This is a genomic window from Haloglomus salinum, from assembly GCF_024298825.1.
GTDB lineage: Archaea > Halobacteriota > Halobacteria > Halobacteriales > Haloarculaceae > Haloglomus > Haloglomus salinum.
Genome location: NZ_CP101153.1, coordinates 987,443 through 1,011,041 on the forward strand (window position 1 = coordinate 987,443; position 23,599 = coordinate 1,011,041).

Below are 23,599 nucleotides of genomic sequence, written 5' to 3' on the forward strand. Positions count from 1 at the left end.
CGGGAGGCTCGTGGTGGTGACGGGGCAGCGCCCGGCGGAACCCGAGCACCGATATACCGCCCCGGCCTACCGCGGGTATGGACGACCGCGTCGACGAGGTGGACCGGCGCATCCTGTACGCCCTCGCCGGGGACGCGCGGGGGACCTCGGCACCGATGATCGCCGAGCAGGTGGACGTCTCGCCGGGGACCATCCGGAACCGCATCGACCAGCTGGAGACGGCCGGCATCATCCGGGGCTACCACGCCGACATCGACTACGAGCGCGTCGAGGGGCGGCTGACGAACCTGTTCGTCTGCACCGCCCCGGTCGCGGACCGCGAACGCCTCGCGAACCAGGCGCTCAACCTGTCGGGCGTGGTGAACGTCCGGCAGCTCACGGCCGGGCAGCGGAACCTCCACGTCACGGTGGTCGGGGGCGGGTCGCGAGAGCTGACCCGCATCGCCACCCAGCTCTCGGAACTGGGGCTCACTATCGAGGAGGAGCGCCTGGTCGAGCAGGAGGTGACCCAGCCGTACGAGCCGTTCGGCCCGAACGGCGACCGGGAGTTCCCCTCCCTGAACGACTTCATCAGCCTCACCGGCGACGCCGAGATCGTCGAGCTGACCGCCTCCGTCGGCGCCCCCATCCTCGGGATGACACTCGAGGAAGCCAAGCGGGACGGAGTCCTCCCTGACGAGACGCTCGTGGTCGGCATCGAGCGGGGCGACGATGTGGTGACACCGAAGGGCGAGACACGCATCCAGGCCGGCGACATCATCACGCTGTTCTCCCGCGAGCCGTCCTCGGGCGAGACCATCGCCGCGTTCGGCGGCGAGTGACCGCCGGGCGAGGCCGGCCCGCTCCCCCGTCACCGCCGACTCAGCCGATATTCTGGACAAGGTGGCCACACAACCCATTATTTGGCAGAATATATTGACTGCTTGGCGATTAGTCGAAAAATTCGCCGCTGCGTCTACGGCTGGAGCCGCTCGACGAGCGCTTCGCGGACGGAGCGCGGCGAGTCCTCGGGGCCTCGAGCGATGGCCACCGTGCCCTCGACCTCGCTGCCGACCGTCTCGGGGAGCGACCCGAACAGCGCCTGCGACACGGTGCCGGTGCGGGTCGCGCCGACACAGACCGTGTCGAACCGCTCCAGCGCCGCCAGCAGGTCCGTCTCGAGGTCCGTCGCCGGCACGACCTCGGCTTCGTAATCGTCGGATTCGAGTCCCGCCGCCTCGGCGACCGACTCGACCGTCTCCATCCCCGCGGCGTGGTAGTCGTCCTCGCCCTCGCCTTCGTCCTCGGCGTCGTCGCGCACCTGCGCGTTGAGGAGCGTGAGCGTCCCGTCCGCTGCGTCGGCGAACTCGTGGGCCCGGCGTGCCGCGACCGGCGCGTGGGGGCCCTGGCCGGCGAGCGCCGCGATGTCGCCCTCGCCGCGGCTCCCCTCGGGACCGAGCTTGACCAGCGTCACGTCACACGGCGCCCGGCTCACGACGGGGTCGATGGTCGAGCCGAGGACGTGCTCGCGGCGGCTCCGCTTCCCGGTCCAGCCCAGCAGCACCTGGTCGGCGGCCTCGTCCTCGACGATGTCGAGGATGGCCCTGGCGGCACTTCGCCCGACGACCGCGCGGGTCCGGATGCCGACCTCGAGACCCCCGGCGACCTCCCGGGCCTGCTCCAGGAGGTCGCTCTGGGCCTGGACCCGCTCCTCCTCGAAGGCGAGGTCCTGCGAGAGCGAGGTCTGCTGGGGGACCTCGATGACGTTCACCGCGACGAGTTCGGCGTTGCCGTCCTCGTTGGCGTGGGCGCTGGCGGCGGCCAGCCGCAGCAGGTCCGACTCGGTCACGGGGTTCGAGACCGGCACCACGACGCGGTAGGTCCCGCGACCGTCGGGGACCGTCGCCGGCTCCGGGGAGATGGCCTCCCCCATCAGCCCCTCCGTCCGGGACCGGGACCGGGCGTAGAGCACGTACCAGGCGATGCCGACGCCGACGATGACGACGCCGATGACCTGAACGACGAGGTCCATCTGGAACAGGATGGCGACGCAGGCCAGCAGGCCCAGCACCGGCACGACCGGGTAGAGCGGGTCCGGGATGCGGAACGCGGGGTCGTAGTCGGACGGGTCGGCCCGACGCATCACCACGACGGCGACGTGGACCAGGGCGTAGGTCACCAGGTAGGAGAAACTCGCGACCTCGGCCAGCGTCCCGATCTCGACGTTGAGCGCGATGAGCAGCAGGATGACCCCGCCGGTGGCGAGGATGGCCCGGTACGGCGTCCGGAACGTGTCGTGGACCTGGTTCAGCCAGTTCGTCAGGATGCGGTCCCGGCCCATCGCGAAGTTGACCCTGGCCGCCGAGAGGATGGAGGCGTTGGCGCTGGAGACCGTCGCCAGCACGGCCCCGACGACCATCGCCGCCGCACCGACGTTGAACCCGGCGAGGGAGATGTCGGAGAACACCGCCGCCACCTCCGCGACGGGGATGCGGGAGTTGATGAGCAGGTCACGACTGATGGTCCCCGTGCTGACGAACATCACCAGCACGTACATCAGCGTCGGCGTGACGACCGCCGCGAGCATCGACAGCGGCAGGTTCCGGCTGGGGTTCTTTATCTCCTCGGCGCTGGTCGCGATGACCTCGAACCCGATGAAGGTGACGTAGATCGTCCCGGCGGTAGCGGCGACCTGCGCCCAGCCGAACGGGTTGAACTCGCCCATCGTCGCGGCGTCGTAGTTCAGCAGGCCGAACGCGATGAAGACGATGATGATGCCGACCAGGGCGATGACGATGACGTTCTGGAGCGCACCGGTCTCCTTCACGCCGACGTAGTTGACCAGCGTCAGGATGGCGGCCATCACGAGCGCGGCGATGGCGACGCCGGTCGCCCCCATCGGGAGGAAGAAGGTGAGGTACCGGCCGAAGCCGAGCATGTAGAACGCCGAGGCGAACATCAGCCCGCCCCACATCCCCCAGCCGACGATGCTCCCGAAGAACGGCCCGAGTGCCCGGTTGACGTAGTAGTAGCTCCCGCCGGCCCGGGGCATCCCGGTCGCGAGTTCCGACAGGGAGAGCGCCGCCAGCAGCGACACGATGCCGCCGATGGCGAACGACACCATGCTCGCAGGTCCGGCCTGGTCGGCGGCGATGCTCGGCAGGACGAAGATACCCGCGCCGATCATCGTCCCCAGGCCGATGGTGTACGCCTCCAGGAAGCCCAGGTCGCGGGCCAGCTCCTGGTCACCCGCGCCCTCGGCCTCACTCATCCGTACCACCCGGCGCCGGCCCGCCGTCGGTCGCCGCCTCGTCGACGTCCGGGAGCACGACGACCGGGATGTCGCTCCCCTCCACCAGTGAGGTGGCGACGTCGCCGGTCAGCAGTTTGACCCACCGGCTCCCGCCACGCGGCGTGAACGCGATGGCGGAGGCGTCGGTCTCGTGGGCCGCCGTGACGATGGTCTCCGCGATGTCGGTCCCGTAGCGGAGTTCGCTCTCGACGGTCGCGGTGTCCGAACCGAACGCCGTCTCGAACGTCTCGAACAGGCCCCGACCGTACGCCTCGCGCTGTTCGACGGACGCCTTGTCCGGGGCCCCGCCGGCCTTCTCGACGACGAAGACCACGAGCACGGAGGCATCGTCCGGGAGCGGTGCGTCCCGGAGTGCCCGGGCCGTCGCACGGGCGTCGTCCGGGTCGGCGACGGGAACGACGACGCGACGTAGCAGTCCCCCCGTCATGTGGCCGTCACCGTCCCGTGACCCGCCCCGAGAACGGTCGAGTGGACCGACGTGCGTGCTTGCATATCTGCGGCGATAGACGGGAACATCATAACTGGTTCGGTGAGGAATACTGATTCAGCAGTAGAATATATAAATGACATCCGGATAGCCGACAGATAGCGGATATCTTATTACCAAGTGCCCCACACGACCGTGGCATGGACGGACCAGAGGGTACGCCCCGTCGCCCGTCGCCGGAGGTGGGTCGATGTACCTGATCATCGTCGGCGCCGGCAACATCGGGATGCCGCTCATCCAGCTCGCGACCGCGGACGCCAACGAGGTGGTCGTCGTCGAGCAGGACCCCGACGTGGCCGATGCAGCGGCCCGTGCGTTCGACTGCCTGATGCTGAACCGGGACGCGACGGTGGCCGAGACGCTCCAGGAGGCCGGCGCCGACGAGGCCGACGCTATCGTGAGCACCACCGACCGCGACGCGACGAACGTGATGGTGATGCTGCTCGCCGACCAGCTCGGCATCCCGACGCGGGTCTCCGTGGTCCACGACGAGGAGCACATGGGGCTGTTCGAACGCATCGGCGTCAACACGATGGAGCATCCCCAGCAGCTCATCGCCGACCACCTCTACCGGGCGGTCAAGCAGCCCTCGGTGGAGGACGTGCTCCACCTCGCGGGGGAGGCGGAGATCTTCGAGATCACCGTCGCCGAGGACGCCCCGCTGGCGGGGCTCTCGCTGGCCGCGGCCGACGAGCAGGGCCTGCTCGGAGACGACGGTCTGCTGGTGGTCGCCATCGAGCGCGGCAACGATGTCCTCACCCCGCGGGGGGACACGACCGTGCTGGCCGGCGACCTGGTGACGGTCTTCTCGAGGACGGGATTCGCGCCGGACGTGCTGGCCCGGTTCGACCCCCAGGGGGCGACCACATGACCGACGAGGCGCCGGAGCCGGAGCCGTCGCCGGCCCTCCCGTCCTCGCTCGTCGAGACGGTCCGGGAGCTGTCGGACCACCAGCTCCGCGAGCTCATGTCCTTCAGCGGCGACCTCCTCCAGTACCACGACGAGCAGTTGCTCGAGGACATCGAGGCCAATCCCGGCGAGGAACTCGTCCGCGTCGAGAAGCGGGACGGTTACGTGGAGGTGGTGAAGGCGGTCCCGTGCGGCGAGGACTGCGCCGACTGTCCCCACGGGCCGTACCTCTACCACGTTCGGACGGCGCCGACACAGGCGGGCGAGAAACGGTTACGCTGGGAATTCATCGGACGCGTCAGGGAGTGAACCGTGCGGACGGAGTCTCACACTCCGGTCCACGAGCCGGCGGTTGTATCCGCCGGTGAGGGTCTGCCCAGTCGTGTGCCGGGCAACGGAGGGCTGACGCGATGAGCCACTTCGGGACGCTGGGCGATCCCCGGACGGTCGCTCGCGACCTGGGCCGGATGCTGCAGGCGCTGTCGGGGCTGATGCTCGTCTCGGTGGCGATTCCGATGGTCTGGATGGAACTCTGGGCGGTTCCGGCGATGCTCGTCTCGGCTGCGGTGCCGCTGCTGCTGGGCACGCTGCTGGCCCGCCGGTACCGTGACGCGAAGAACCCGGACCGGTTCCACGGGATGGTGGTGGCGGCGTCCGGCTGGTTCGTCGTCGCGGTGTTCGGCTCGCTCCCGTTCCTGCTGGTGGCGTGGACCATCCGGCTGGACCCGACGGTGCTGGATGCGCCGACGCTCACCGGGCGTGCGGCGGCGACGGTGGCGGCGTTCGAACACCCGCTGAACGCGCTGTTCGAGTCGATGTCCGGCTTCACCGGCACCGGCCTCACGATGACCGACAACGAGGCGGCGCTGCCCCGGACGCTCCAGTGGTGGCGCTCGTTCATCGAGTGGGTCGGCGGCGTCGGTGTCATCGTCCTGACGACCGCCATCCTCTCGCGCCCGGGCAGTGGCTCGCTCACGCTCTACGAGTCCGAGGCCCGCAGCGAGAAAATCCACCCCAGCATCGTCTCGACGGTGCGGACCATCTGGTGGATCTTCCTGCTTTTCACGTTCGGCTCGGTCCTGCTGCTGTGGCTCGTCGGGATGCCGCTCTGGGACGCCATCAACCACGGCATGACCGGGCTGGCGACGGGCGGGTTCTCCATCACCGACAACAGCATCGCCACCTACGACAGCGCCCTCATCGACTACGCCCTGCTGCCGATAATGACGCTGGGGAGCATCGCGTTCCCCATCCACTACCTCGTCCTGCGCGGGGACCTCTCGCACCTGTACGAGGACCTCCAGACCCGCTGGGTGTTCATCTCGTTCACCGTCGGGACCGCCGTGCTCGTCGGGCTGCTCGTGGTCAACGGCACCTACGACTCGGTCGAGGCGGCGGTCCGCTACGGGGCGTTCCAGTTCGTCTCCGCCATGTCCTGTACCGGGTTCCAGACCGCCGGCGGCCTGGGCACGGACTGGACCGCCGAGGCACAGCTGACCGTCTCGCTCGGGATGGTCCTCGGTGCGGCCGCGGGGTCCACCGTCGGCGGCATCAAGCTCGTGCGGGCGCTCACCCTGTCGAAGGGCATCCTGTTCCGCATCACGGGCGTGTTCTACCCCGCCGACGCCGTGCGGTACTTCCGGCTGAACGGGCGGGCCCTGTCGGAGGAGGAGACCGCCCGCGAGTTCGAGGAGGCCGCCATCGTCGCCTTCCTCTGGTTCCTGTTCCTCGGCGTCGGGACGCTGACGCTGCTGCTGGCGCTCCCCGACGACTACACGCTGGCGAACGTCGTCTTCGAGGTGGCCAGCGCACAGGGCAACGTCGGCCTCTCCTCGGGCATCACCGGCCCTGGGATGCCCGACCCGACCAAGGTGATGTTCCTGTTCAACATGTGGATCGGCCGGCTGGAGATAATCCCGGTGCTGGTCCTCCTCCGGGGGCTCCTCTACGGAGGGCTGGGTCGATGACCCCGGACGATATCCCCGTCCTCGGCGCGCTGCGACGGGTCGGTCCCGACGACAGGGTGTTCGACCTCCTGTTGCTCACCGGACCGCTGGTGGTCGCCTGTATCGCCCTCCTCGGGCGCGGGCCGGTGACGGTCGGGCTCGCGGTCGTGTACCTCCTCGTGCTGGTCGGACGGGTCGCGTACAACGCCACCGCGGCGTGAGATGGCCGGGGACCGGTCCCTCGACCACCGCCGAGACGCCCACGCGCCCCTCTTCGGCCTCACCAGCCCCGGAGCCGAACAGCCCCACCCGTCACGCGGACGGGCCGTCCGCCGTCGTGCTGCAGTTCGACGACCGGACGGTCACCGGGTGCCAGCGCAACCGGACCCAGCGCGACGTGGCCGCGGCCGTCCGCGGCGACGTCGAATGTCCCGCTCGCGCTCGCAGCTCCCGCGGAGCACGTCGTCTCGACGGCCACCGGGCCGGGGCTCTCGACCTGCGGCCGGACCGACACGCGGTACCAGCCGCCCTCCGGCACAGCGAGCGTCCCCGTCACGGAGAGGACGGCCCGCTCGCCCGGATGGACCGTGCGGCTGGCCAGTGCTGCCCGTTCCGCCTCGTCCGTCCCACCGTCGAAGTCGCGCGTCCGGGCCACGCCGAGGCGGTAGCGCCGGTCGGCGTCCTGTCCGTCCACGAGGACGAGGTCGCTTCCCGTCGCCCGGGCCAGCCCCGCGTCGACGTGGTGAACGTTGCGCTCGTCCCAGGCGCCCGGCTCGCCCGACCCGGAGACGACGGGCGACGTGGGGAGTTCGTGCATCGACCACTCGTCGCGCGAGGGGTCGACGACGCGCCAGGCCTCGACGATGCCGGGGTCGCCGCGCCGGAAGAACAGGTCGACCGTGCCCGCGCTCGCGTCGACCAGCGGCCGGCCACCCGGTGCGATGTCGTTCCCGCCGGGGTCGAACAGCGGGCTGGCGGGGTGCTCGTGCCACTCGCCGCCGACGAGCCGGTCGCTGTAGCGCAGGCGGACGGTGTAGTCCGGCGCCTGGTGGACGAGGAACCACGTCCCATCGTACTCGAAGGGGGTCGGGTCGATGCGGACTTCGCCGGCGAGTGTCGTCTCGACCAGCTCCCAGTCGGTCGGGAAGTCGGCCGCGCGGTAGACCCGCAGCTCGTCGGGCGTCGACCCGGCCGGCGAGGGGACCATCCACCAGTCGTCGTCGTGGTGGAAGACGTGCGGGTAGGTGTGCTCGGCCTGCGCCGCCGGGAGGACGACACCCTCGTACGTCCAGTCCCGCCCGTCCGGGCTGGTGGCGTGCCCGATGTCGAACCGCGCCTCGGTGTCGCGCAGGCACAGGAAGGGGCGGCGGTCGCGGCGCTTCACCTCGAAGAAGCAGTGGTACGGCTCCGAGACCGCATCGGCCGACCCCGCGCGGACGACGAACGGGTCGGCGACGAAGCTGACGTGGGGAGTGTCGGCCACGTCCGCGGCCGTCAGGACGGGGTTCCGGTCGGCGTCGGAGGAGCGGTCCACCCGAAGCGGAGGTGTCGCGAGCCGCGGGTCGGCGGCCGACGCGCCGGGACCGGCCCCGGATGCGACGGTCGGCACAGGCTGACCGGCGACATCGGTGTCTGCCCCGGTCGACTCGGCCGCGTCCGCGTCGTCGCCCAGCACCCGGCGGACCACCGCCGGCGCCGGGCCGGGGAGCGACGGGACGAACGGGATGCGCATGGACGGGAGGCGTTCGGGGACCCGATTACGCTTTCGGGAGTCCCACGTCGCGAGGGCGCGTCGCGAGGGTGGGTCGGGAGTGGCGCATCGCGAGGGCGAGCAGTGATTCCCGGCCGCTGGACACGAGCGTCGGTGTTTATCTCCGGTTTCGGCGTACAGCTAGTATGAGCACAACCACCTCACCACGACGGTTCCCGTCCGTCCAGGTCCTGTTCGGTGCCATCGTCGTCCTGCTGGGGGTCCTCCTGTTGCTGGACACGACCGGTGTCTTCCGGGTCGACGACCTCCTCGTCTACGTCCCGTCGCTGTTCGTCCTGCTCGGCGTCTGGGCGCTCGTCCGCGCCGGGCTCCGCGGCTTCGTCGGCCCGACGGTCCTCATCGTGGTGGCCGGCGCGTGGCAGGCCGTCGCACTGGGCTACACGACCGTCGACGCGGTTCTCGCGTTCTGGCCGGTCCTCGTCATCGCGTTCGGCCTCTCGGTCGTCCTCGGAACCTACCGCTCGAAGGCGCGCGCGACCGACGACTCGTACAACTCCCTGTTCGCCGCCTTCGGCGGCGTCGTGCGGCGCAACACCTCGAAGGCGTTCACCGGCGCGGACCTGACGGCCGTCTTCGGCGGGGCCGAACTGGACCTCCGGGACGCCGAACTCGCCAGCCGCCCGGCCACCGTCAACACCGTCGCCCTGTTCGGCGGCGCCGAGGTCATCGTCCCGCGGGACTGGAACGTCCGGATGGAGGTCATCCCGGTGCTGGGCGCGGCGAGCGACGAACGACCCCGCCGCGAGGCGACCAACGAGGCGGTCGACCTCGTCGTCACCGGCTTCGCGATGTTCGGTGGGGTCGAGGTCAGCGACTGAGGAGCTTTCGCCCTACAATCTCAACTAAGACATATATAAGATTTATTCGCAGTTTATGAAACACATTCAAAATATGGTATGGCAGTATCACAGATATTCGCCACCGTCCGCCCAGTGTCGGCGGCCGCCGGGAGGCAGGAACGAGCCGCCGAGTGTCCACGGCTGGACCGCGGACGCGCAAGGTCAAGGGTTTTGAGTCAGCCCCGGCTACCAGAGGTATGGACCTGCGACTCGTGGCCGTCCTGCTGCTGGTCCCGATACTGGACTTCCTGCTCCTGGTCGGGCTGGTGGCGGTCGGGCCGCTGACCATCGCCCACGGCGTCCTCGTCGTGGTCGTCACGTCGCTGGTGGGCCTGCTGCTCGTGCGGGCCGAGGGGCGACACACGCTCCGGAAGATACAGCGCAACCTCGCCGACGGCGAGCTGCCGGGTGACCAGCTACTGGACGGCGCGCTCGTCCTCGTCTCGGCCGTCCTGTTCCTCACGCCGGGGCTGCTGACGGACCTATTCGGGCTCCTGCTGGTGCTGCCGCCGACGCGCTACCCGTTCCGGCTGGCGACGAGGAAGTTCGTCGTGACGCCGTATCTCGACGCGAAGACGGGCGGCTTCGTCACCGGCGACGTGTACGAGGGCGGACCCCCCCGGACCGAGGTCGAGCTGGACGAGTCGGACTACCGCTTCGACGAGGCCGACGACGACCCGGGCGACCCCCGCAGCAGCGATTCGCCGCAGGACTGACACGAACACGCGCCGGCGGGATTCCGGACCGGTATAGCAGGGACAGTTCTCGAGCCGTATCCCACACCCCCCGAGATTGAACAGAGGTTCCAGCGGAACGAATCCCGCCTATATATCATTCTTGTCGGCTCTTACAGCTCTGTAGTGGTTCCACCGGGGACGGTACACATCCCGCCACCACGGGGCGGACCCCTGCCGAACACCACACTATATTTTTAGAATTTCTTGCTAGAAATTTTATCCAGATACGGGCGATATACCGGAGTGATGACAGACCGGCGTGGTGACGAGGCCGAGCACAGCACGACACGACGCGGCATCCTGAAGGCGGCGGGCGCGGCGTCCGCAGGCGCCGCGGCCGCGACGCTGCTCAGCACGGGCGCGGTGGCGGAGCCCACCGACCCGAACGAGGGAGGGAGCGTCCCCGCGGAGTTCCGGACCGACGACTACGACGCGTTCCCGCAGTCGGTCGGGAGTGGTGGGCCGACGCCGAGCGGGGCCATCGTCTGGACCCGCATGGACGAGGAGCTGGCCGCGTTCACGAACGGACAGCTCTACCTGCAGGTCACGGGGGACGAGACGGACGGCGACGCCGCCAACGCGGACGCCGACTTCACGGACGCGCGGACGTTCACCGTTCCGACGGCCGGACGACGCGACGACGCGACGGCACTGTCGGCCGCGCAGGACCACACGGTCCGTGTCGACCTCGACGGCGAACTGGACCCGGACACGTACTACTTCTACCGCTTCGTCTACGTGACCGACGGCGACGCGCCGTCGACGGCGAGCCCGGTCGGGCGGCTCCACACGATGCCCGCCCCCGACGCGCCCGTCGACGACGTGCGGCTGGCGGTCAGCTCCTGCAACAACTACCTCCACGGCTACTACGGGGCGTTCGCGCACATCGCCGAGGAGGACGCCGACTACCACGTCTCGCTCGGGGACTTCCTCTACGAGTACGCGGGAGAGGCCCAGCAGCCCGGCCGCGACATCGAACTGCCCAGCGGGAACAGCGTCACGCACACGCTGGCAGACTACCGCCACCTGCACCAGACGTACCGGAGCGACGACCACATGCAGGCCGCGATGGAGCGACACACGCTCATCCACACGTGGGACGACCACGAGATAATCAACAACCGCTGGTGGGTCGGCGATGCCGAGGACGGCTACCCGGACACGCGGAGCCACCCGTTCGGGGGCGACCCCGAGCGGATGCGGCGACTGTACGCTCGTGGCATCAAGGCGATGCTGGAGTACATCCCGCTCCGGGTCGAGTACGAGGACCCCTACGAGGCCGGGACGCCGGTCGAGGACAGCAGCGCCCGGCAGTACTTCCGGCTCTACCGCTCGTTCAAGTTCGGCGACCTGGCGGAGCTGTTCATGACCGACGAGCGGCTCTACCGCTCGCCGCCGCCGAAGGACGACGACGACCCATCGGCGGCGACCGGTCGAGACACCGCGCCGCCGTCGCCCGAGCGCAACCAGAGCGACCTCGACCGGACGATGCTCGGGACCGAGCAGTACCGCTGGTTCCTCGACGGGGGCACCAATCCGGGGTCGATGCCCGACACCGACGGCGTCACCGGGACGGACGCGACGTGGAAGCTCCACGGCAACGAGGTGCTGAGTGCGGCACTGAAGGTCGTCAACGTCGGCATCGACAGCCTCTACCTCAACTACGACGCCTGGGACGGCTACGAGGCCGAGCGCAATCTTCTCATGGCCCGGCTCGCCCGCGACGAGGTGGACAACTACGTCACGCTCACGGGCGACATGCACACCTACGTCGCCGGCTACCTGAAACAGGACTACAAGGACCCCGAGCAGTCCGAGTACGTCGGCGGCCCGCGGGTCGGCGTCGAGTTCATGACGCCCGGTATCACCAGCAACAACCTCGCCAGCGCGGGGGGCCTCCCCGCGGACGCGACCGAGGACGCCATCGACGCGGCCGTCCGGACGCAGAACCCCCACATCGAGTGGTTCAACTCCTCGCGCTGGGGGTACACGACGATCCACATCAGCGACCAGTCGCTCACCTACACGGCGTACGATGTCGACCGGTCGGTCGACTCGTCCGAGGCGCCGAAGCAGCTACTGCGGAGCTACCGGGTCCCCGAGGGCCGCTACGAGCTGCAGGAGTTCCGCTCGCCGCCGCTCGACGGGACCATCGGCGACCGGGTCGCGGCCTCGTTCGCAGACTCGACTACCGCGAGCGATGCCCCAGACGTGACGACCGGAGTGGGTCCGGTCGACGAGACTGTCAACGCCGTGACCGGCGACGAGGGCGGCGACGGCAGTGGGAGCGGCGGCAATGCCGACGGCACGGATAGCCACCCGGACGACACCGGCAGCAGCACTACCGGCAGCGACGGCGACAGGAACGGTATCCCGGACCCCATCGAGGACGTATTCGGGCGGGGACTCTGACAATGACGCGCGACACCACAGCCAGCACGGACGGGGAAACGTCGGAGGGGGCACGAGACGACGACCAGGGGCAACTCTCCCGGCGAGGCGTCCTGCGGGGCAGCGCGGCACTGGGTGCGGCGCCCATCATCGCCAGCGCTGCGGGGGCGGCCGAGGCCGGCATCGGCGACGGGCCGCAGGGCATCCACGTCGCCTGCGGGCAGGAGCCGACAAGCATGATGACCGTCGCGTTCACCGGCGCGCCCGCCGCGACCGGGGCGACCGTGCGCTACGGCGAGCCGGGCGACCTCGACACGACCACGAGCGCGACCGGCCGGCCCGTCCCCGGCAGGGACGCGATGGCGTACACAGCCACGCTGACGGGGCTCGCGCCCGACACGGCGTACGCCTACGAGGTCGAACTGAACGGGACGTCCTCGGAACGACGGCGCTTCCGGACCGCGCCCAGCTACGACGGGGACACGGGGACGGACGGGTTCACCATCACGCAGGTCGGCGACCACGGCGCCGCCGACCCCGACAACCCCGGCCAGCGGCCCGGCGACGCCCATCCGCGGATGGTGATGGCCATCGCCGAGGCGCTCGACCCCGATATGCAGCTGCTGTCGGGTGACATCTCCTACTCCAACGGGAAGCCCTCGACGTGGGAGCTGTACTTCGACGTCCACGAGGACTACTACGGCGGGACCGCGGACCGCCCCGCGACCCCGTTCATGACGGTCCCGGGCAACCACGAGGCCGAGGTCGGGACCGGGATGGTCCAGTACGACCGGCGGCTCAACGACGCGATGCCCATCTACGACCCCGACATCGACGTCGTCTCGAAGCAGCGGTGGTGGGACATCGTCTACGAGAACGCCTTCATCATGGGGCTGAACACGACGGCGGACGCCTGCGGCGACCTCGCGCGGGCCGAGGAGTTCGTCCCGCTGTACGACCCCCGCTGCGAGACCGAGCAGGGACTCACCTACGGGGCGGTCCAGGAGCGGTACATGCGGTCGGCGCTCCAGCGTGCCGAGGACGACGAGGACGTGAAATGGAAGATCGTCACCTTCCACGGTCCGCTCTGGACCACCTCGCCGGACCACGAGCCGCGGCGGGACCTGCAGGAACGCTGGGGCCCCATCTTCGACGAGTACGACGTGGACCTCGTGCTCCACGGGGACAACCACGTCTACGAGCGCACGAAGCCCATCCGGCACACCGACGACCTGCTGACCTACTCGGAGCGCCGAGCCCCGGCGCGGACGCCCGCCGGGGAGAGCGCCCCGCCGCCGGCAGAGGCCGCCGAGGGCCTCGAGTTGCCGTTCGACGAGGAGGACCCACACGGGACGACCTTCATCGTCAACGGGACCGGCGGCGTGAGCCACTACCCGCTCGGCGTGAAGGAGAAGTACATGGACACGACGACGGGCGAGTTCTTCGGCATCACCCGGCTGGACATCGACGAGGGATCCATCGACGTGCAGTACGTCGCGGCGCCGCCGCTCGCGGCCCAGGACCTGGACGAATCCACGCCCCTGACCGACGACTTCGACCCGACCGGGGACGCCGTCCGGGTCGTCGACGAGTTCTCCATCGTCAAGGACAGCCGCGGCCGCCCGACGCAGGTCGAGGGGACGCCCAGCGGGCCGACGACGCCACAACGGCTCGCGGTGGCCGGCCGCCGGACCGACGACGGCAGCCTCTTCACCGCCGGCAGCACGAACCAGATGACCGTCGAGGTCACCGAGGCCAACGATGCGGTCGAACTGCGCGACCGGATTCCGGCGGCGTGGACCGTGGTCGGTGGCGAGGTCGAGCGTGTCGAACCCGGCCCCGAGGGGACCGGGACGAAGTACGTCTACCTCGACCCGTCAGCGCCCGACGACGAGGGGGGCCGGCTCCGCGCAGACTACTTCGTGGAGGCCCCCAGCGACGCCGACGGCACGGGCAAGTACACCTTCGGGCCCGTCCAGGCACGCGGAACCGAGCAGTACCGGGACGCGGGCTGGACCGCGGTCGCGGGCACGACCAGCACCGAGCGCGTGGTGGGCATCGGCACGCAGGGACTGCTCTGAGGAGGTCTGCCCGCGCTCCGGGGCCGGAGAGCCGGTAGGCGACCTCCCCGCCCACAGGTATTTCAGCGGCGACGGGGAACCGTACGGATACCTGCGATGGACTCGCCGAGCGACCCGAGACGGGTACTCCACGTCGACGACGACCAGGCGTTCCTCGAACTGACGGCGGAGTTCCTCGAACGCGAGAGCGACGCCCTCGTCGTGACGACGGCGACGAGCGTCGACGAGGCGACGGCCATCCTCGACCGGGAGTCGTTCGACTGTATCGTGAGCGACTACGATATGCCCGGCACCAGCGGGCTGACGTTCCTCGAACGGGTTCGCGAGCGCCACCCCGACCTGCCGTTCGTCCTGTTCACGGGCAAGGGGAGCGAGGAGGTCGCCAGCGAGGCAATCACCGCGGGCGTCACCGACTACCTGCAGAAGGGGGGCGGCACCGAACGGTTCGCGCTGCTGGCCAACCGCATCCAGAAGGCCGTCGAGCGCTACCGCTCCGAGCGGGCACTGGAGGAGCGCAACCGCCGGCTCGAGACGCTCATCAGCAACCTTCCCGGCATCGTCTACCGCTGCGAGAACGCGCCGGCCTGGCCGATGAGCTACGTGGCCGGGGAGTGCGAACAGCTGGTCGGCTACCCCGCCGCCGCCATCGAGGACGGCGACATCTCGTGGGGTGAGGACGTCCTCCACCCCGAGGACCAGGAGATGGCATGGCAGACGGTACAGGACGCCGTCGAGAGCGGCGAACCGTTCGAACTCACCTACCGCATCGTCGACGCCGACGGCGAGGTGCGGTGGATGTGGGAGCGCGGCCGAGCCGTCGACGTGGCGGACGCGCCGTGGGCCGACGCTCTCAACCGCGAGGGAGCCGACGCCGAGCGCCAGACCGTCGACACGGTGGCGCTGGAGGGGTTCATCACGGACATCACCGAGCCCAAGGAGCGCGAACAGGAACTCCGCGAGCAGCGCGCGTTCACCGAGACCATCATGGACGCGTTCGACGACATCGTCTACGTCTTCGACCACGGGGGGAACTTCATCGAGTGGAACGACCGGGCGACGGTCGTCTCGGGCTACGCGGACGAGGAACTGGCCGAGATGGGACCGCTCGACTTCATCGCGGACGAGGACGTCGAGCGCGTCGCGGACTCCATCCAGGAGATCTACGAGACCGGTCGCTCCCACGTCGAGGCCGGCCTCGTCATGGCCGACGGTTCGAGGGTCCCCTACGAGTTCCGGGGCCGGGCGCTCACCGACGATGACGGCGAGCCCTGGGGCTTCTGTGGTATCGCCCGCGATATCTCGGAGCGCCGGCGCAACGAGCGCGAACTGGAGTCGCGCAACGAGCGCCTCGACGAGTTCGCCTCCATCGTCAGCCACGACCTCCGCAACCCGCTGAACGTGGCCGAGGGACACCTCGAACTGGTCCAGGAGGAGTGTGACTCCGACCACCTCGAGCCCGTCGAACGGGCCCACGACCGGATGGACGCACTCATCGAGGAGCTCCTGACACTCGGCCGCGAGGGCGAGTCCGTCGAGGCCCCCACTCCGGTCCCGCTGACGGATGTCGTATCGGCGAGCTGGAAGCACGTCGACACGGGGGACGCGACGCTCACCGTCGAGACCGACCGGCACGTCCGGGCCGATGCCCCCCGGCTCCAGCGCCTCCTCGAGAACCTCGTTCACAACGCCGTGACACACGGCACGGACGACGACACGGCGGCCGATATCACCGTCACCGTCGGCTGCCTGCCGGACGATGCGGGCTTCTACGTGGCCGACAACGGCTGCGGTATCCCGTCCGACGAGCGTCAAGCCGTCCTGGACCCGGGCTACTCCACGAGCGAGGGCGGGACCGGGTTCGGCCTCACCATCGTCCGGCGCATCGCCGACGCCCACGGCTGGGACCTGTCGCTCGCCGAGAGCGAGGCTGGCGGCGTCCGGGTTGAAGTCCGGAACGTGGGGTTCGACTGACCGGAAAGGGGACCCCGCGCTCGGAAAGGTAATGCTTAAACAATCGACGACAGTACCACCGAGTGCGCCTACCTGGGCCAATAGCTCAGTCAGGTACGAGCGCTCGGCTGATAACCGGGAGGTCACCGGTTCAAATCCGGTTTGGCCCATATCCGGCGCCGGCGGTCTTTGGCCGACGGCGCTCGGGGGCGTCAGACCTCCCCAGCCAATTCATCTCGGTGTAACAATCCTCATTAGAAACTTGTCTGTCCTGCCGAGTTGAACCAGCAGACTCCCGCACCTCAACGCAGTCGGCTACTTTGGATTAGCCCACGGCAGAAGTTCTCAATTGATACAATAGGACTGCATCTGGTCATCTACGAAATAGACCGTAGACGTATAGACCGAGTAGGATAACCGCAATTGTCGCAATAGGAGGGAGCTGACTACCAGTCATCTTGTTCTGGTGTAAAAGCTCTGAATCCACCAATCCCGACGTAGCCATCATCTGAACAGATATACCGATTGCCACAAAAACGAGAGAGACAGTGGAACTTGCCACGGTGATGGCCCTGAATCGGAGGCTTGCTGGGATACCATCCTCATCTGTTACCTGAGCATAGTCTGCGGCCAGCATCCGTCGTCCTCGGATGCTTGCAGTCAATCCAATCAAAGTGGCTAATCCGACAATAAAGAGGCCATACGCTCCAAACGGAAGATGATATAGATAATCATAGAACAATAAAATACTGGTCAGCAAAACGAACGGCCTTGTTTTCGGTTCGTTGTCGAATGCCTTCCACAGAGCAATCTCGGCTAATGCTTCATCCTCGGTCTTAGTTTCAATACCGTCATCAACCTCAATCACCATCTCAAGGATTGGCAGTAGATACGCGACGAACCACCTTCCAGCCCTCGGCATATTGTGTTTGTCGTAGATCTCCTCCCGAGAGGGGGAATCCAGTCCTGAAGACATAATTCTGCAATCCGGATTCTGATTATTAGGGCTTACTCTGAATCCAAAACGAAGGATTCGAAAATTGGAAAATATGGGCTTATATCACATCCCAACCAGAACCGCTGCACTGCGAACAGAGATTAACGCCGTGAGCTCCGCTACCATTACAGGGGCGGCACCTCACAAGCTGCTCCCCCTGTCGGAGTTGAAACTTGTGACGTCCGCTACCGCCACACGCAGGGCACTTACCAGTTCCTTCTACCCCCGTACCACCACAGTATCCGCAATTAACGACCTCCGTATTTGGCTGTCTCCGGGCCATTATATTCCATACTATCCCAAAATCAGAAAAGTGTATTCCCGAATGTAGGGTTCAAGAGGACTTGAACTCATAACACTCGAAATGGAGGTATACGAGGTGGTGATTCGCCCCGCCAAAAAATGCCAATATATTTATAATTTTCAAAGTTGTTACTTAGATTCCCTTCAGATAGTCCCTCCGCTGATCTGCCTTCTCCTCCTCACTCCGCCGGTCGTAGTGCTTCTCCAGCACGTCAAGACTGACGTTCATCCGGTCGCTGACCACCTTGTCTGGAACGTCCTGTGCCAGATGATGCGTAATCGACCCGCGCCGAATCGCGTGCGGGCTGACGCTCGAGGGGCAGGTACTCGCCTTGTTCGTCTCCAGGGCCTCACAGGAGTCCAGGTCGCGGTCGTGGGGACACTCCCCCGTGTATTTGCAAGGCCGCGTGACTCGGTAGATGCTGTCCCGCAGTGAACTCTTAGCCACGCGTCCGTGCCGACTGGTGAACAGCGGGCGGCGTCCGTGGTCGTCCTTCGCCTCAACGCGGTTGTACTCCAGATAGGCATCCAGGGTGTCACAGACATCCGGAGACAGCGTGACAATCCGCTCGCCGGCTTCCTTGTTCTTGAGTCGGGTTCCCTTCTCGGGCCGGTGCCGCACCTCAACGTGTTGATTCTCGCGGTCATAGTCCTTGATGTCGAGGCTGTGAGCCGCACCGATTCGCAGACCAGTGTGCCAGAGGAGCTGGACGAGTGCGTGCGTACGGGTAGCGAACTCGAACTGCTGGAGATAGTTGATGAGTTTCTCGGCCGCCTCCCCGTCGAGCATCGCCGTTCGTCGGTCCTCGTTGGTGGCGAGCGATGGCAGCAGCACCTTCTCGAAAGTTCCCGGCTCCACCGCGTCGATCTTCTCGCACCACTTCAGGAAGACGCGAAGCGTGGACAACTGCGTGACCATCGTGACGTTGTTGAGGTCGCCGTCCTCCCGCCGCCACATCTTGTATCGCTGGAGGTCACGCCCGCTCAACGTGTTCAAGTTCTCCACGTTTTCCACGTTCTCGCACCAGCGCACGAAGTGTTTCAGGCGGTAGTGATGTGCCTGAATGGTCGATTCTGATACCTCTTGCTTCCGCTGTTGGAGATACATCTGCTTCGCCTCGGCCGGGGCGATGGGGTCGAGTCCTGACATTTCGGTAATCTTCCAGAAGCCGTATACGAAGGAACCAGCCTCCCGGACTACACACCCGGAGCCTCAGACATCCGAGAGCGCACTTCTCGGACCGGGACTTTTCTCGCCGCGAGCGCGTTTTGGCGGTAGACGCGCTCTTGCGGCGAGTCACCGGTGATAATCCGGTTTGGCCCATACCGGGCCTCCGCCCGAGGCGCTGACCTCCCCAGCCAATTCATCTCGGACGTTGCTTCGGAGAGCGACAGCACTGGTCTCCCGACACGCCGTCTCAATCCCAGAGCGTCGTGACGTTCCGCACGTCCCCGAGGTCGGGGTCACGAGTGACGATGGCGTCCGTGCCGCGTGCCGTATGGTTCGCGACGAGCATCGCGTCGTGAAGCGAGTACTCCTCGACGAGCTGGATGAGCTCCGACATCGAGGCAGCGTCGAGACTCGCGACATTCACGGGGCCGTTGACGTGGAGGTTCCGCCAGCTCTCGGCCGGCGTCAGGTCGAGATCGACACCGCTGACGTCGGTCCCGCCGCGCAATCGGTAGAACACCTCGCCGAAGACGACATCCGGGGCCTCGACCACGGCCGTCCCCCGTTCGGCCCGGGAGAACACGTTCTCGGCAGCCGCCGGGAGTACGTCGACGAGGTACCCGAGCAGCGCGTTCGTATCGGCGGTGTACCGCTTCATTCGCCTGTGTTCCACGCGGCAGACCCGCGGTCACGCCGGTTCTGCTCGGCGAGGTCTTCGAACACCGCCCGCCGCGTCTCCTCGTCCTCGTTGCTCAGGAGGGCGCCACGACCGCTCTCGATGTGCTTCCTGATGACGAGTCCATCCTCGGTGCGGTACCACTCGACCTCGTCACCGGCCTCGACCCCGAGTTCGTCGCGGAACTCCTTCGGGATGGTCGTCTGGCCCTTCTCCGAGACACGGGTGGTCCGTGGGTCGCTGCTCTCGTCGTCGGTGCCGGTCCCCATACGAGGTAAAACCCAGTGTAAAACCTTGTACCTTGGGGCAGTCTGTTCCGGAGGTACTGGCGTGGCAGTTCCGCACGCTCGGCGACATCTCGACCGGCAGCATGGCAGGAGGACAGTCCGTGAGGAGTTGGTTTTCGCGATTTCTATCGTGTACGGCGAATAATCCAAATATTTCTGGCATTCTACGAGAATGTAGCATTTCGAAGGGCAGAGCAGGATACATCAATCAGCCGGCCACCGACGGTGGGCGCCCGCTCGAACCGAGCCGCGGACAGATTGACGAACAACCACCAGCCACCACTTGCTCAATACATTCATACACCTTATACAGTCTAGAGTGCCTTTCTGCAAACCTTTATCCTGTGTTCGAGTGAAAAACAGGACAAGATGTCCGCCCCTGCCAACACGGGTGTTCAGTCAGCATCGTACCTGCCCTGCGAGCACTGCGCCGAGGGGTCCCTCTCGTGGGACCCGACCGAGCAGGCGAGCGTCTGCGTCGCGTGCGGTGAGTCGACCGGGGGCGAGGAATGACGAAGCGCCACGTCGAACTGCCCCCGGAGGTCCAGGCGCGCATCGACCAGGCGGTCGCGTTCGCCGACCGGCGGCTCTCCTCCGACGACCCCACGGGTGCCGTCGTGGGCGAGTTGCTGGCGGAGCTCCACGGCGACCGGCGGGCGTACGAGCGCTACCTCGCGGGCCGGTCGCAGGCACCGCTCGAACGGGCGCGGGCGGCGAGCTACGACCCGCGGAACGCGCTCACCGAGTCCGAACACTGGGCCGAACAGGAGCTCCAGGAACTCCGGGAGGCGAAGTACCTGAACTACCTCTGGCGCGGCTTCGACGGGTCCCCGCTGGCGAACAACATCGCGTTCGCGCTGCCGTTCCGCCGGCTGCTGGCCTCGCACCTGTTCGCGGAGGTCGGCGAGGACGTCCGGCTGTTCGGCGGCATCAAGATCCAGTGCGGCCACAACATCGTGATGGGGGACAACGTGGTCGTCCACAACGACGTGCTGCTGGACGACCGCGGAGAACTGGTCATCGGCGACCGGGTCTCCATCGCGGACCGCAGCCACCTCCATACCCACAGCCACGACGTGGTCGACCAGTCCGACGTGACCAACTACCGGACGGTGGTCGACGACGACGCGCGGCTGGGCTACGACTCGATGGTGAACGCCGGCTGTCGCGTCGGGACGAACGCGATGGTGGGGGCGGGCGCGATGGTCCGGGGGGACGTGCCCGACCACCACATCGCGGTCGGGGCGCCCGCAGAGAGCGTGAAGGTGAAGCCCGGCTGGGAGACGGTCGCCCACGAGCCCGGTCCGCTGGAGAACCGGGCCGCGGAACGGCAGCTCGACGACGACCTGACCGGAGAGTTCGAGGCCGTCGACGAGTTCGGCCGCGACCTGACGCCACCGGGGCGCTCGGACTCGAACGCCGACTGACGCGTGGGCTAACGTCGACGGAACAGCGTCGCGTCGGAGGAATCGTTCTCAGACGCGGAACTCGAACCGCGCCCCGCCGTCCTCGCTCTCGGTCACTGCCACCTGCCAGCCGTGGGCGTCGGCGATGCGCCGGACGATGGCGAGACCGATACCGGTTCCGCCGGAGGCGGTCGTGTACCCCTGATTGAACACCTCGTCGCGTTCGTCGGGCGGGATGCCGGGGCCGTCATCGGCCACGTAGAAGCCCTCGTCCCCGGGGAGCGCGCCGACCGTGACCGTCGGGTCGGGGCCGGCATGCTCGTGGGCATTTCGGAGCAGGTTCTCGAAGAGGGCCGTGAGGCGCTCGGGGTCGGCACGGAGCTTCGTCTCGTCGGTAACGACCACCCCGAGGTCGGCGTCGACCGTGTTGCGGGCCCGTTCGACCGTCCGCTCCAGCGAGACCGGCTTGAGATCGGTCACGTCGCGTCCCTCCTGGGAGAGTGTGAGGAGTTCACCGATCATCTGATCCATCCGCCGGTGGGCCTGCTCGACGCGCTCGAAGTCCGCCTCGTCGCCGGTCTCCTTCGCGAGCTGGAGGCCGCCGCTGGCGACCCCGAGCGGATTGCGGAGGTCGTGGCTGACGATGGAGGCGAACTCGTCGAGACGGACGTTGCGCTGGCGGAGTTCGGCGGTCGTCTGCTGGAGCTGGGCGTGGTAGTAGCCCGCGGCGCCGCCGAACGTGGCACCGACGGTCGCCGAGGAAGCGACCATGAAGATGGGGTCCGTGACGCTCTCGCGCTGGAACGTGAGTACCGCGAGTAGCCAGACCGCGAGCGCCCCCGTCACGACGGCGCCGCTGAACCCCCACGCGCTGATGAGGAGCATATCCTCGGGGTCGGTGCCGCGCTCCCAGAGCACGACGCCGAAGGCGAGGAAGAACAGCGACAGCCCGACCGGAAGCCCGGATTCGACCAGCCGGAGCCAGAACGGCGCCGAGCTCACGGCGATGTTGGCCAGCGAGAGGCACAACAGCAGGAAGCCGAGCCCCGCGACGGAGGCCCGCTGGAGCACGGTGTCGGGAAGGGAGAAGGGCGAATCGGAGGAAACCATCGATGATACCGGGACCTGGTCCCGTCGTCCACGACGACGCCCGCTGTCGATATAAAAACTGGCGTAGGCCCGCGTAACACTGGGGCCCCGCCCGACCACCGGGCACAGTGCCGTTCCATCGCCGCCGCTGCCGGCCACCACGGGGGCATCGGGAAGGGTGGGCTGCCGACGCCGGAACGGTCTATCCTTCCACACCGTGAGTTCATCGTAAATACACCCGGACGGCACCGGCAGTACCCCTTTGCCCTGGTGCTCGGTACGGAGTATCATGGGAGACAGTGCTGGCGAGACGGTCCCGTGTCACTACTGCGGCACCGCCGTCGACGTTCCCGCCGAGCGAAGCCGCTTCGAGGTGTTCACGTCGCACTTCGAGACCGAGCACATCCGGAACCGGCCCGCTGTGTCCCGCGGGCGGGCGAGCGGTGAGCTCGCCGCCGGGTCGCACTCCCGAACGGAAGGGGACCGGGACGCGGGGAACTGACAGGGAACCGGGACACGGGAACGGACCCGCGAACCCCCGAGACGGTCGGACACAGCATCGTTCCACAGGCGTCTGACGCTGCATAAATACCCCCGGGGCGTACCGGCACCATCCCTTTGCGAGTCCACATGATGGAGACTGGCATGGGCGACACCGCCGGCGAGTCGATCACCTGCCAGTACTGTGGGACCGACATCCAGGTGTCCGCCGAGCGGTCGCGCTACGAGGCGTCCGTGGCGCACTTCGAGGCCGAGCATATCCGACGGGCGGGCGCGCCACACGAGGCCGGCGAGCAGACCGGCGTCGCAGCGCGGTCCGCACCACCCGTCGAGAGCGACGAACAGGGCATCAGCGACTGACGCCGCGGTTCGTGGCGTGTGTCCGCGCGGGGTAGCTTTTTGGTCGCCCCAGTCGACCCGATAGCCGCATGATCGTACTCAACGCGAGCATCCCTATCGACCCCGACAGCCGCGACACCGCCATCGAGGCCGCCACCGAACTGGCCCAGCAGTCCCGCGAGGAGGACGGCGTCATCGACTACCGCGTCGCGCTCGACGTGGAGGACGATACGACGCTACGCATCTTCGAGCAGTACGAGGACGACGATGCCGTCCAGTCACACATGGGGAGCGACCACTTCGAGGCGTTCCAGGGCCACATTCCGGAGTTCGTCGCCGGCGACGTCGAACTCCACCGGTTCGACGTGAGCGAGAAGTCCCGTATGATGTAGGCGCCGCTGGGCGGGAGCGGTCGGAAGCGGAAGTG

23 protein-coding genes and 1 tRNA gene are annotated in these 23,599 nt (G+C 67.6%); 16 read left to right on the plus strand and 8 right to left on the minus strand.

Features of this window, described 5'->3' with window-relative positions:
- The first annotated feature begins 77 nt into the window (after positions 1 to 77).
- Positions 78 to 821, plus strand: coding sequence for an Lrp/AsnC family transcriptional regulator (locus NL115_RS04825; RefSeq protein WP_254832070.1), 744 nt, complete (start codon positions 78 to 80; stop codon positions 819 to 821).
- A gap of 134 nt (positions 822 to 955) precedes the next feature.
- On the opposite strand, the gene NL115_RS04830 is transcribed toward NL115_RS04825, so the two are convergent.
- Together NL115_RS04830 and NL115_RS04835 are read right to left on the minus strand one after the other, a co-directional pair.
- On the minus strand, positions 956 to 3,250 hold the full coding sequence (locus tag NL115_RS04830) for an amino acid permease (RefSeq protein WP_254832071.1): 2,295 nt from the start codon (positions 3,248 to 3,250) through the stop codon (positions 956 to 958).
- On the minus strand, positions 3,243 to 3,719 hold the full coding sequence (locus NL115_RS04835) for a universal stress protein (protein ID WP_254832072.1): 477 nt from the start codon (positions 3,717 to 3,719) through the stop codon (positions 3,243 to 3,245). The genes NL115_RS04830 and NL115_RS04835 overlap by 8 nt, the downstream gene beginning before the upstream one ends.
- 250 nt (positions 3,720 to 3,969) lie before the next feature.
- Here NL115_RS04835 and NL115_RS04840 point away from each other — a divergent pair, with 250 nt between their 5' ends.
- The 4 genes from NL115_RS04840 to NL115_RS04855 all read left to right on the plus strand — a co-directional run bounded on the left by NL115_RS04840 (position 3,970) and on the right by NL115_RS04855 (position 6,855).
- Positions 3,970 to 4,650 (plus strand): potassium channel family protein, encoded by a 681-nt coding sequence (locus NL115_RS04840; RefSeq protein ID WP_254832073.1) that lies wholly within the window; start codon positions 3,970 to 3,972, stop codon positions 4,648 to 4,650.
- Complete coding sequence (locus tag NL115_RS04845) at positions 4,647 to 4,997, plus strand: hypothetical protein (protein WP_254832074.1); 351 nt, start codon at positions 4,647 to 4,649, stop codon at positions 4,995 to 4,997. Before NL115_RS04840 ends, NL115_RS04845 begins: the two co-directional genes overlap by 4 nt.
- Positions 4,998 to 5,098: 101 nt before the next feature.
- Complete coding sequence (locus tag NL115_RS04850; RefSeq protein ID WP_254832075.1) at positions 5,099 to 6,655, plus strand: TrkH family potassium uptake protein; 1,557 nt, start codon at positions 5,099 to 5,101, stop codon at positions 6,653 to 6,655.
- Positions 6,652 to 6,855: a hypothetical protein gene (locus NL115_RS04855; protein ID WP_254823648.1), complete on the plus strand. Its 204-nt coding sequence runs from the start codon at positions 6,652 to 6,654 to the stop codon at positions 6,853 to 6,855. Before NL115_RS04850 ends, NL115_RS04855 begins: the two co-directional genes overlap by 4 nt.
- 59 nt (positions 6,856 to 6,914) lie before the next feature.
- Here NL115_RS04855 and NL115_RS04860 read toward each other — a convergent pair whose 3' ends face one another.
- Entirely contained in the window at positions 6,915 to 8,366 is a 1,452-nt protein-coding gene (locus NL115_RS04860; protein WP_254832076.1) for a glucosamine inositolphosphorylceramide transferase family protein, read from the minus strand.
- A gap of 164 nt (positions 8,367 to 8,530) precedes the next feature.
- Here NL115_RS04860 and NL115_RS04865 point away from each other — a divergent pair, with 164 nt between their 5' ends.
- From NL115_RS04865 to NL115_RS04890, 6 genes are all read left to right on the plus strand, one after another.
- Positions 8,531 to 9,223: a LiaF transmembrane domain-containing protein gene (locus NL115_RS04865; protein ID WP_254832077.1), complete on the plus strand. Its 693-nt coding sequence runs from the start codon at positions 8,531 to 8,533 to the stop codon at positions 9,221 to 9,223.
- Positions 9,224 to 9,441: 218 nt separating this feature from the next.
- On the plus strand, positions 9,442 to 9,960 hold the full coding sequence (locus tag NL115_RS04870; RefSeq protein WP_254832078.1) for an FxsA family protein: 519 nt from the start codon (positions 9,442 to 9,444) through the stop codon (positions 9,958 to 9,960).
- A 267-nt stretch (positions 9,961 to 10,227) separates the two neighbouring features.
- Positions 10,228 to 12,393, plus strand: coding sequence for an alkaline phosphatase D family protein (locus tag NL115_RS04875; RefSeq protein WP_254832079.1), 2,166 nt, complete (start codon positions 10,228 to 10,230; stop codon positions 12,391 to 12,393).
- 2 nt (positions 12,394 to 12,395) lie between these two features.
- A complete protein-coding gene (locus NL115_RS04880; RefSeq protein ID WP_254832080.1) occupies positions 12,396 to 14,453 on the plus strand; it encodes a purple acid phosphatase family protein in 2,058 nt (685 codons plus the stop codon).
- Between the two features lie 96 nt (positions 14,454 to 14,549).
- Entirely contained in the window at positions 14,550 to 16,424 is a 1,875-nt protein-coding gene (locus NL115_RS04885; protein ID WP_254832081.1) for a hybrid sensor histidine kinase/response regulator, read from the plus strand.
- Positions 16,425 to 16,498: 74 nt separating this feature from the next.
- Positions 16,499 to 16,573 (plus strand) — tRNA-Ile (locus NL115_RS04890).
- Between the two features lie 203 nt (positions 16,574 to 16,776).
- Here NL115_RS04890 and NL115_RS04895 read toward each other — a convergent pair.
- The 4 genes from NL115_RS04895 to NL115_RS04910 all read right to left on the minus strand — a co-directional run bounded on the left by NL115_RS04895 (position 16,777) and on the right by NL115_RS04910 (position 19,819).
- The gene (locus NL115_RS04895; RefSeq protein WP_254832082.1) at positions 16,777 to 17,379 is read right to left on the minus strand and encodes a hypothetical protein; all 603 of its coding nucleotides are present in this window, start codon (positions 17,377 to 17,379) and stop codon (positions 16,777 to 16,779) included.
- Between the two features lie 457 nt (positions 17,380 to 17,836).
- A complete protein-coding gene (locus NL115_RS04900; RefSeq protein ID WP_254832083.1) occupies positions 17,837 to 18,853 on the minus strand; it encodes a tyrosine-type recombinase/integrase in 1,017 nt (338 codons plus the stop codon).
- A gap of 268 nt (positions 18,854 to 19,121) precedes the next feature.
- The gene (locus NL115_RS04905; protein ID WP_254832084.1) at positions 19,122 to 19,532 is read right to left on the minus strand and encodes a type II toxin-antitoxin system VapC family toxin; all 411 of its coding nucleotides are present in this window, start codon (positions 19,530 to 19,532) and stop codon (positions 19,122 to 19,124) included.
- A complete protein-coding gene (locus tag NL115_RS04910; protein WP_254832085.1) occupies positions 19,529 to 19,819 on the minus strand; it encodes an AbrB/MazE/SpoVT family DNA-binding domain-containing protein in 291 nt (96 codons plus the stop codon). Before NL115_RS04910 ends, NL115_RS04905 begins: the two co-directional genes overlap by 4 nt.
- Positions 19,820 to 20,206: 387 nt before the next feature.
- Between NL115_RS04910 and NL115_RS04915 the strand changes: the two genes are divergently transcribed.
- Both NL115_RS04915 and NL115_RS04920 read left to right on the plus strand, forming a co-directional pair.
- Positions 20,207 to 20,350, plus strand: a complete 144-nt coding sequence (locus NL115_RS04915; protein ID WP_254832086.1) for a hypothetical protein — start codon at positions 20,207 to 20,209, stop codon at positions 20,348 to 20,350.
- Entirely contained in the window at positions 20,347 to 21,264 is a 918-nt protein-coding gene (locus tag NL115_RS04920; protein WP_254832087.1) for an acyltransferase, read from the plus strand. Before NL115_RS04915 ends, NL115_RS04920 begins: the two co-directional genes overlap by 4 nt.
- Before the next feature lie 48 nt (positions 21,265 to 21,312).
- On the opposite strand, the gene NL115_RS04925 is transcribed toward NL115_RS04920, so the two are convergent.
- Positions 21,313 to 22,353, minus strand: a complete 1,041-nt coding sequence (locus NL115_RS04925) for a sensor histidine kinase (protein WP_254832088.1) — start codon at positions 22,351 to 22,353, stop codon at positions 21,313 to 21,315.
- Between the two features lie 268 nt (positions 22,354 to 22,621).
- On the opposite strand from NL115_RS04925, the gene NL115_RS04930 reads away from it, so the two are divergent.
- From NL115_RS04930 to NL115_RS04940, 3 genes are all read left to right on the plus strand, one after another.
- Complete coding sequence (locus NL115_RS04930) at positions 22,622 to 22,834, plus strand: hypothetical protein (protein ID WP_254832089.1); 213 nt, start codon at positions 22,622 to 22,624, stop codon at positions 22,832 to 22,834.
- A gap of 143 nt (positions 22,835 to 22,977) precedes the next feature.
- Positions 22,978 to 23,193, plus strand: a complete 216-nt coding sequence (locus NL115_RS04935) for a hypothetical protein (protein ID WP_254832090.1) — start codon at positions 22,978 to 22,980, stop codon at positions 23,191 to 23,193.
- A 68-nt stretch (positions 23,194 to 23,261) separates the two neighbouring features.
- Positions 23,262 to 23,564 (plus strand): putative quinol monooxygenase, encoded by a 303-nt coding sequence (locus NL115_RS04940; protein ID WP_254832091.1) that lies wholly within the window; start codon positions 23,262 to 23,264, stop codon positions 23,562 to 23,564.
- Positions 23,565 to 23,599 lie beyond the last annotated feature (35 nt).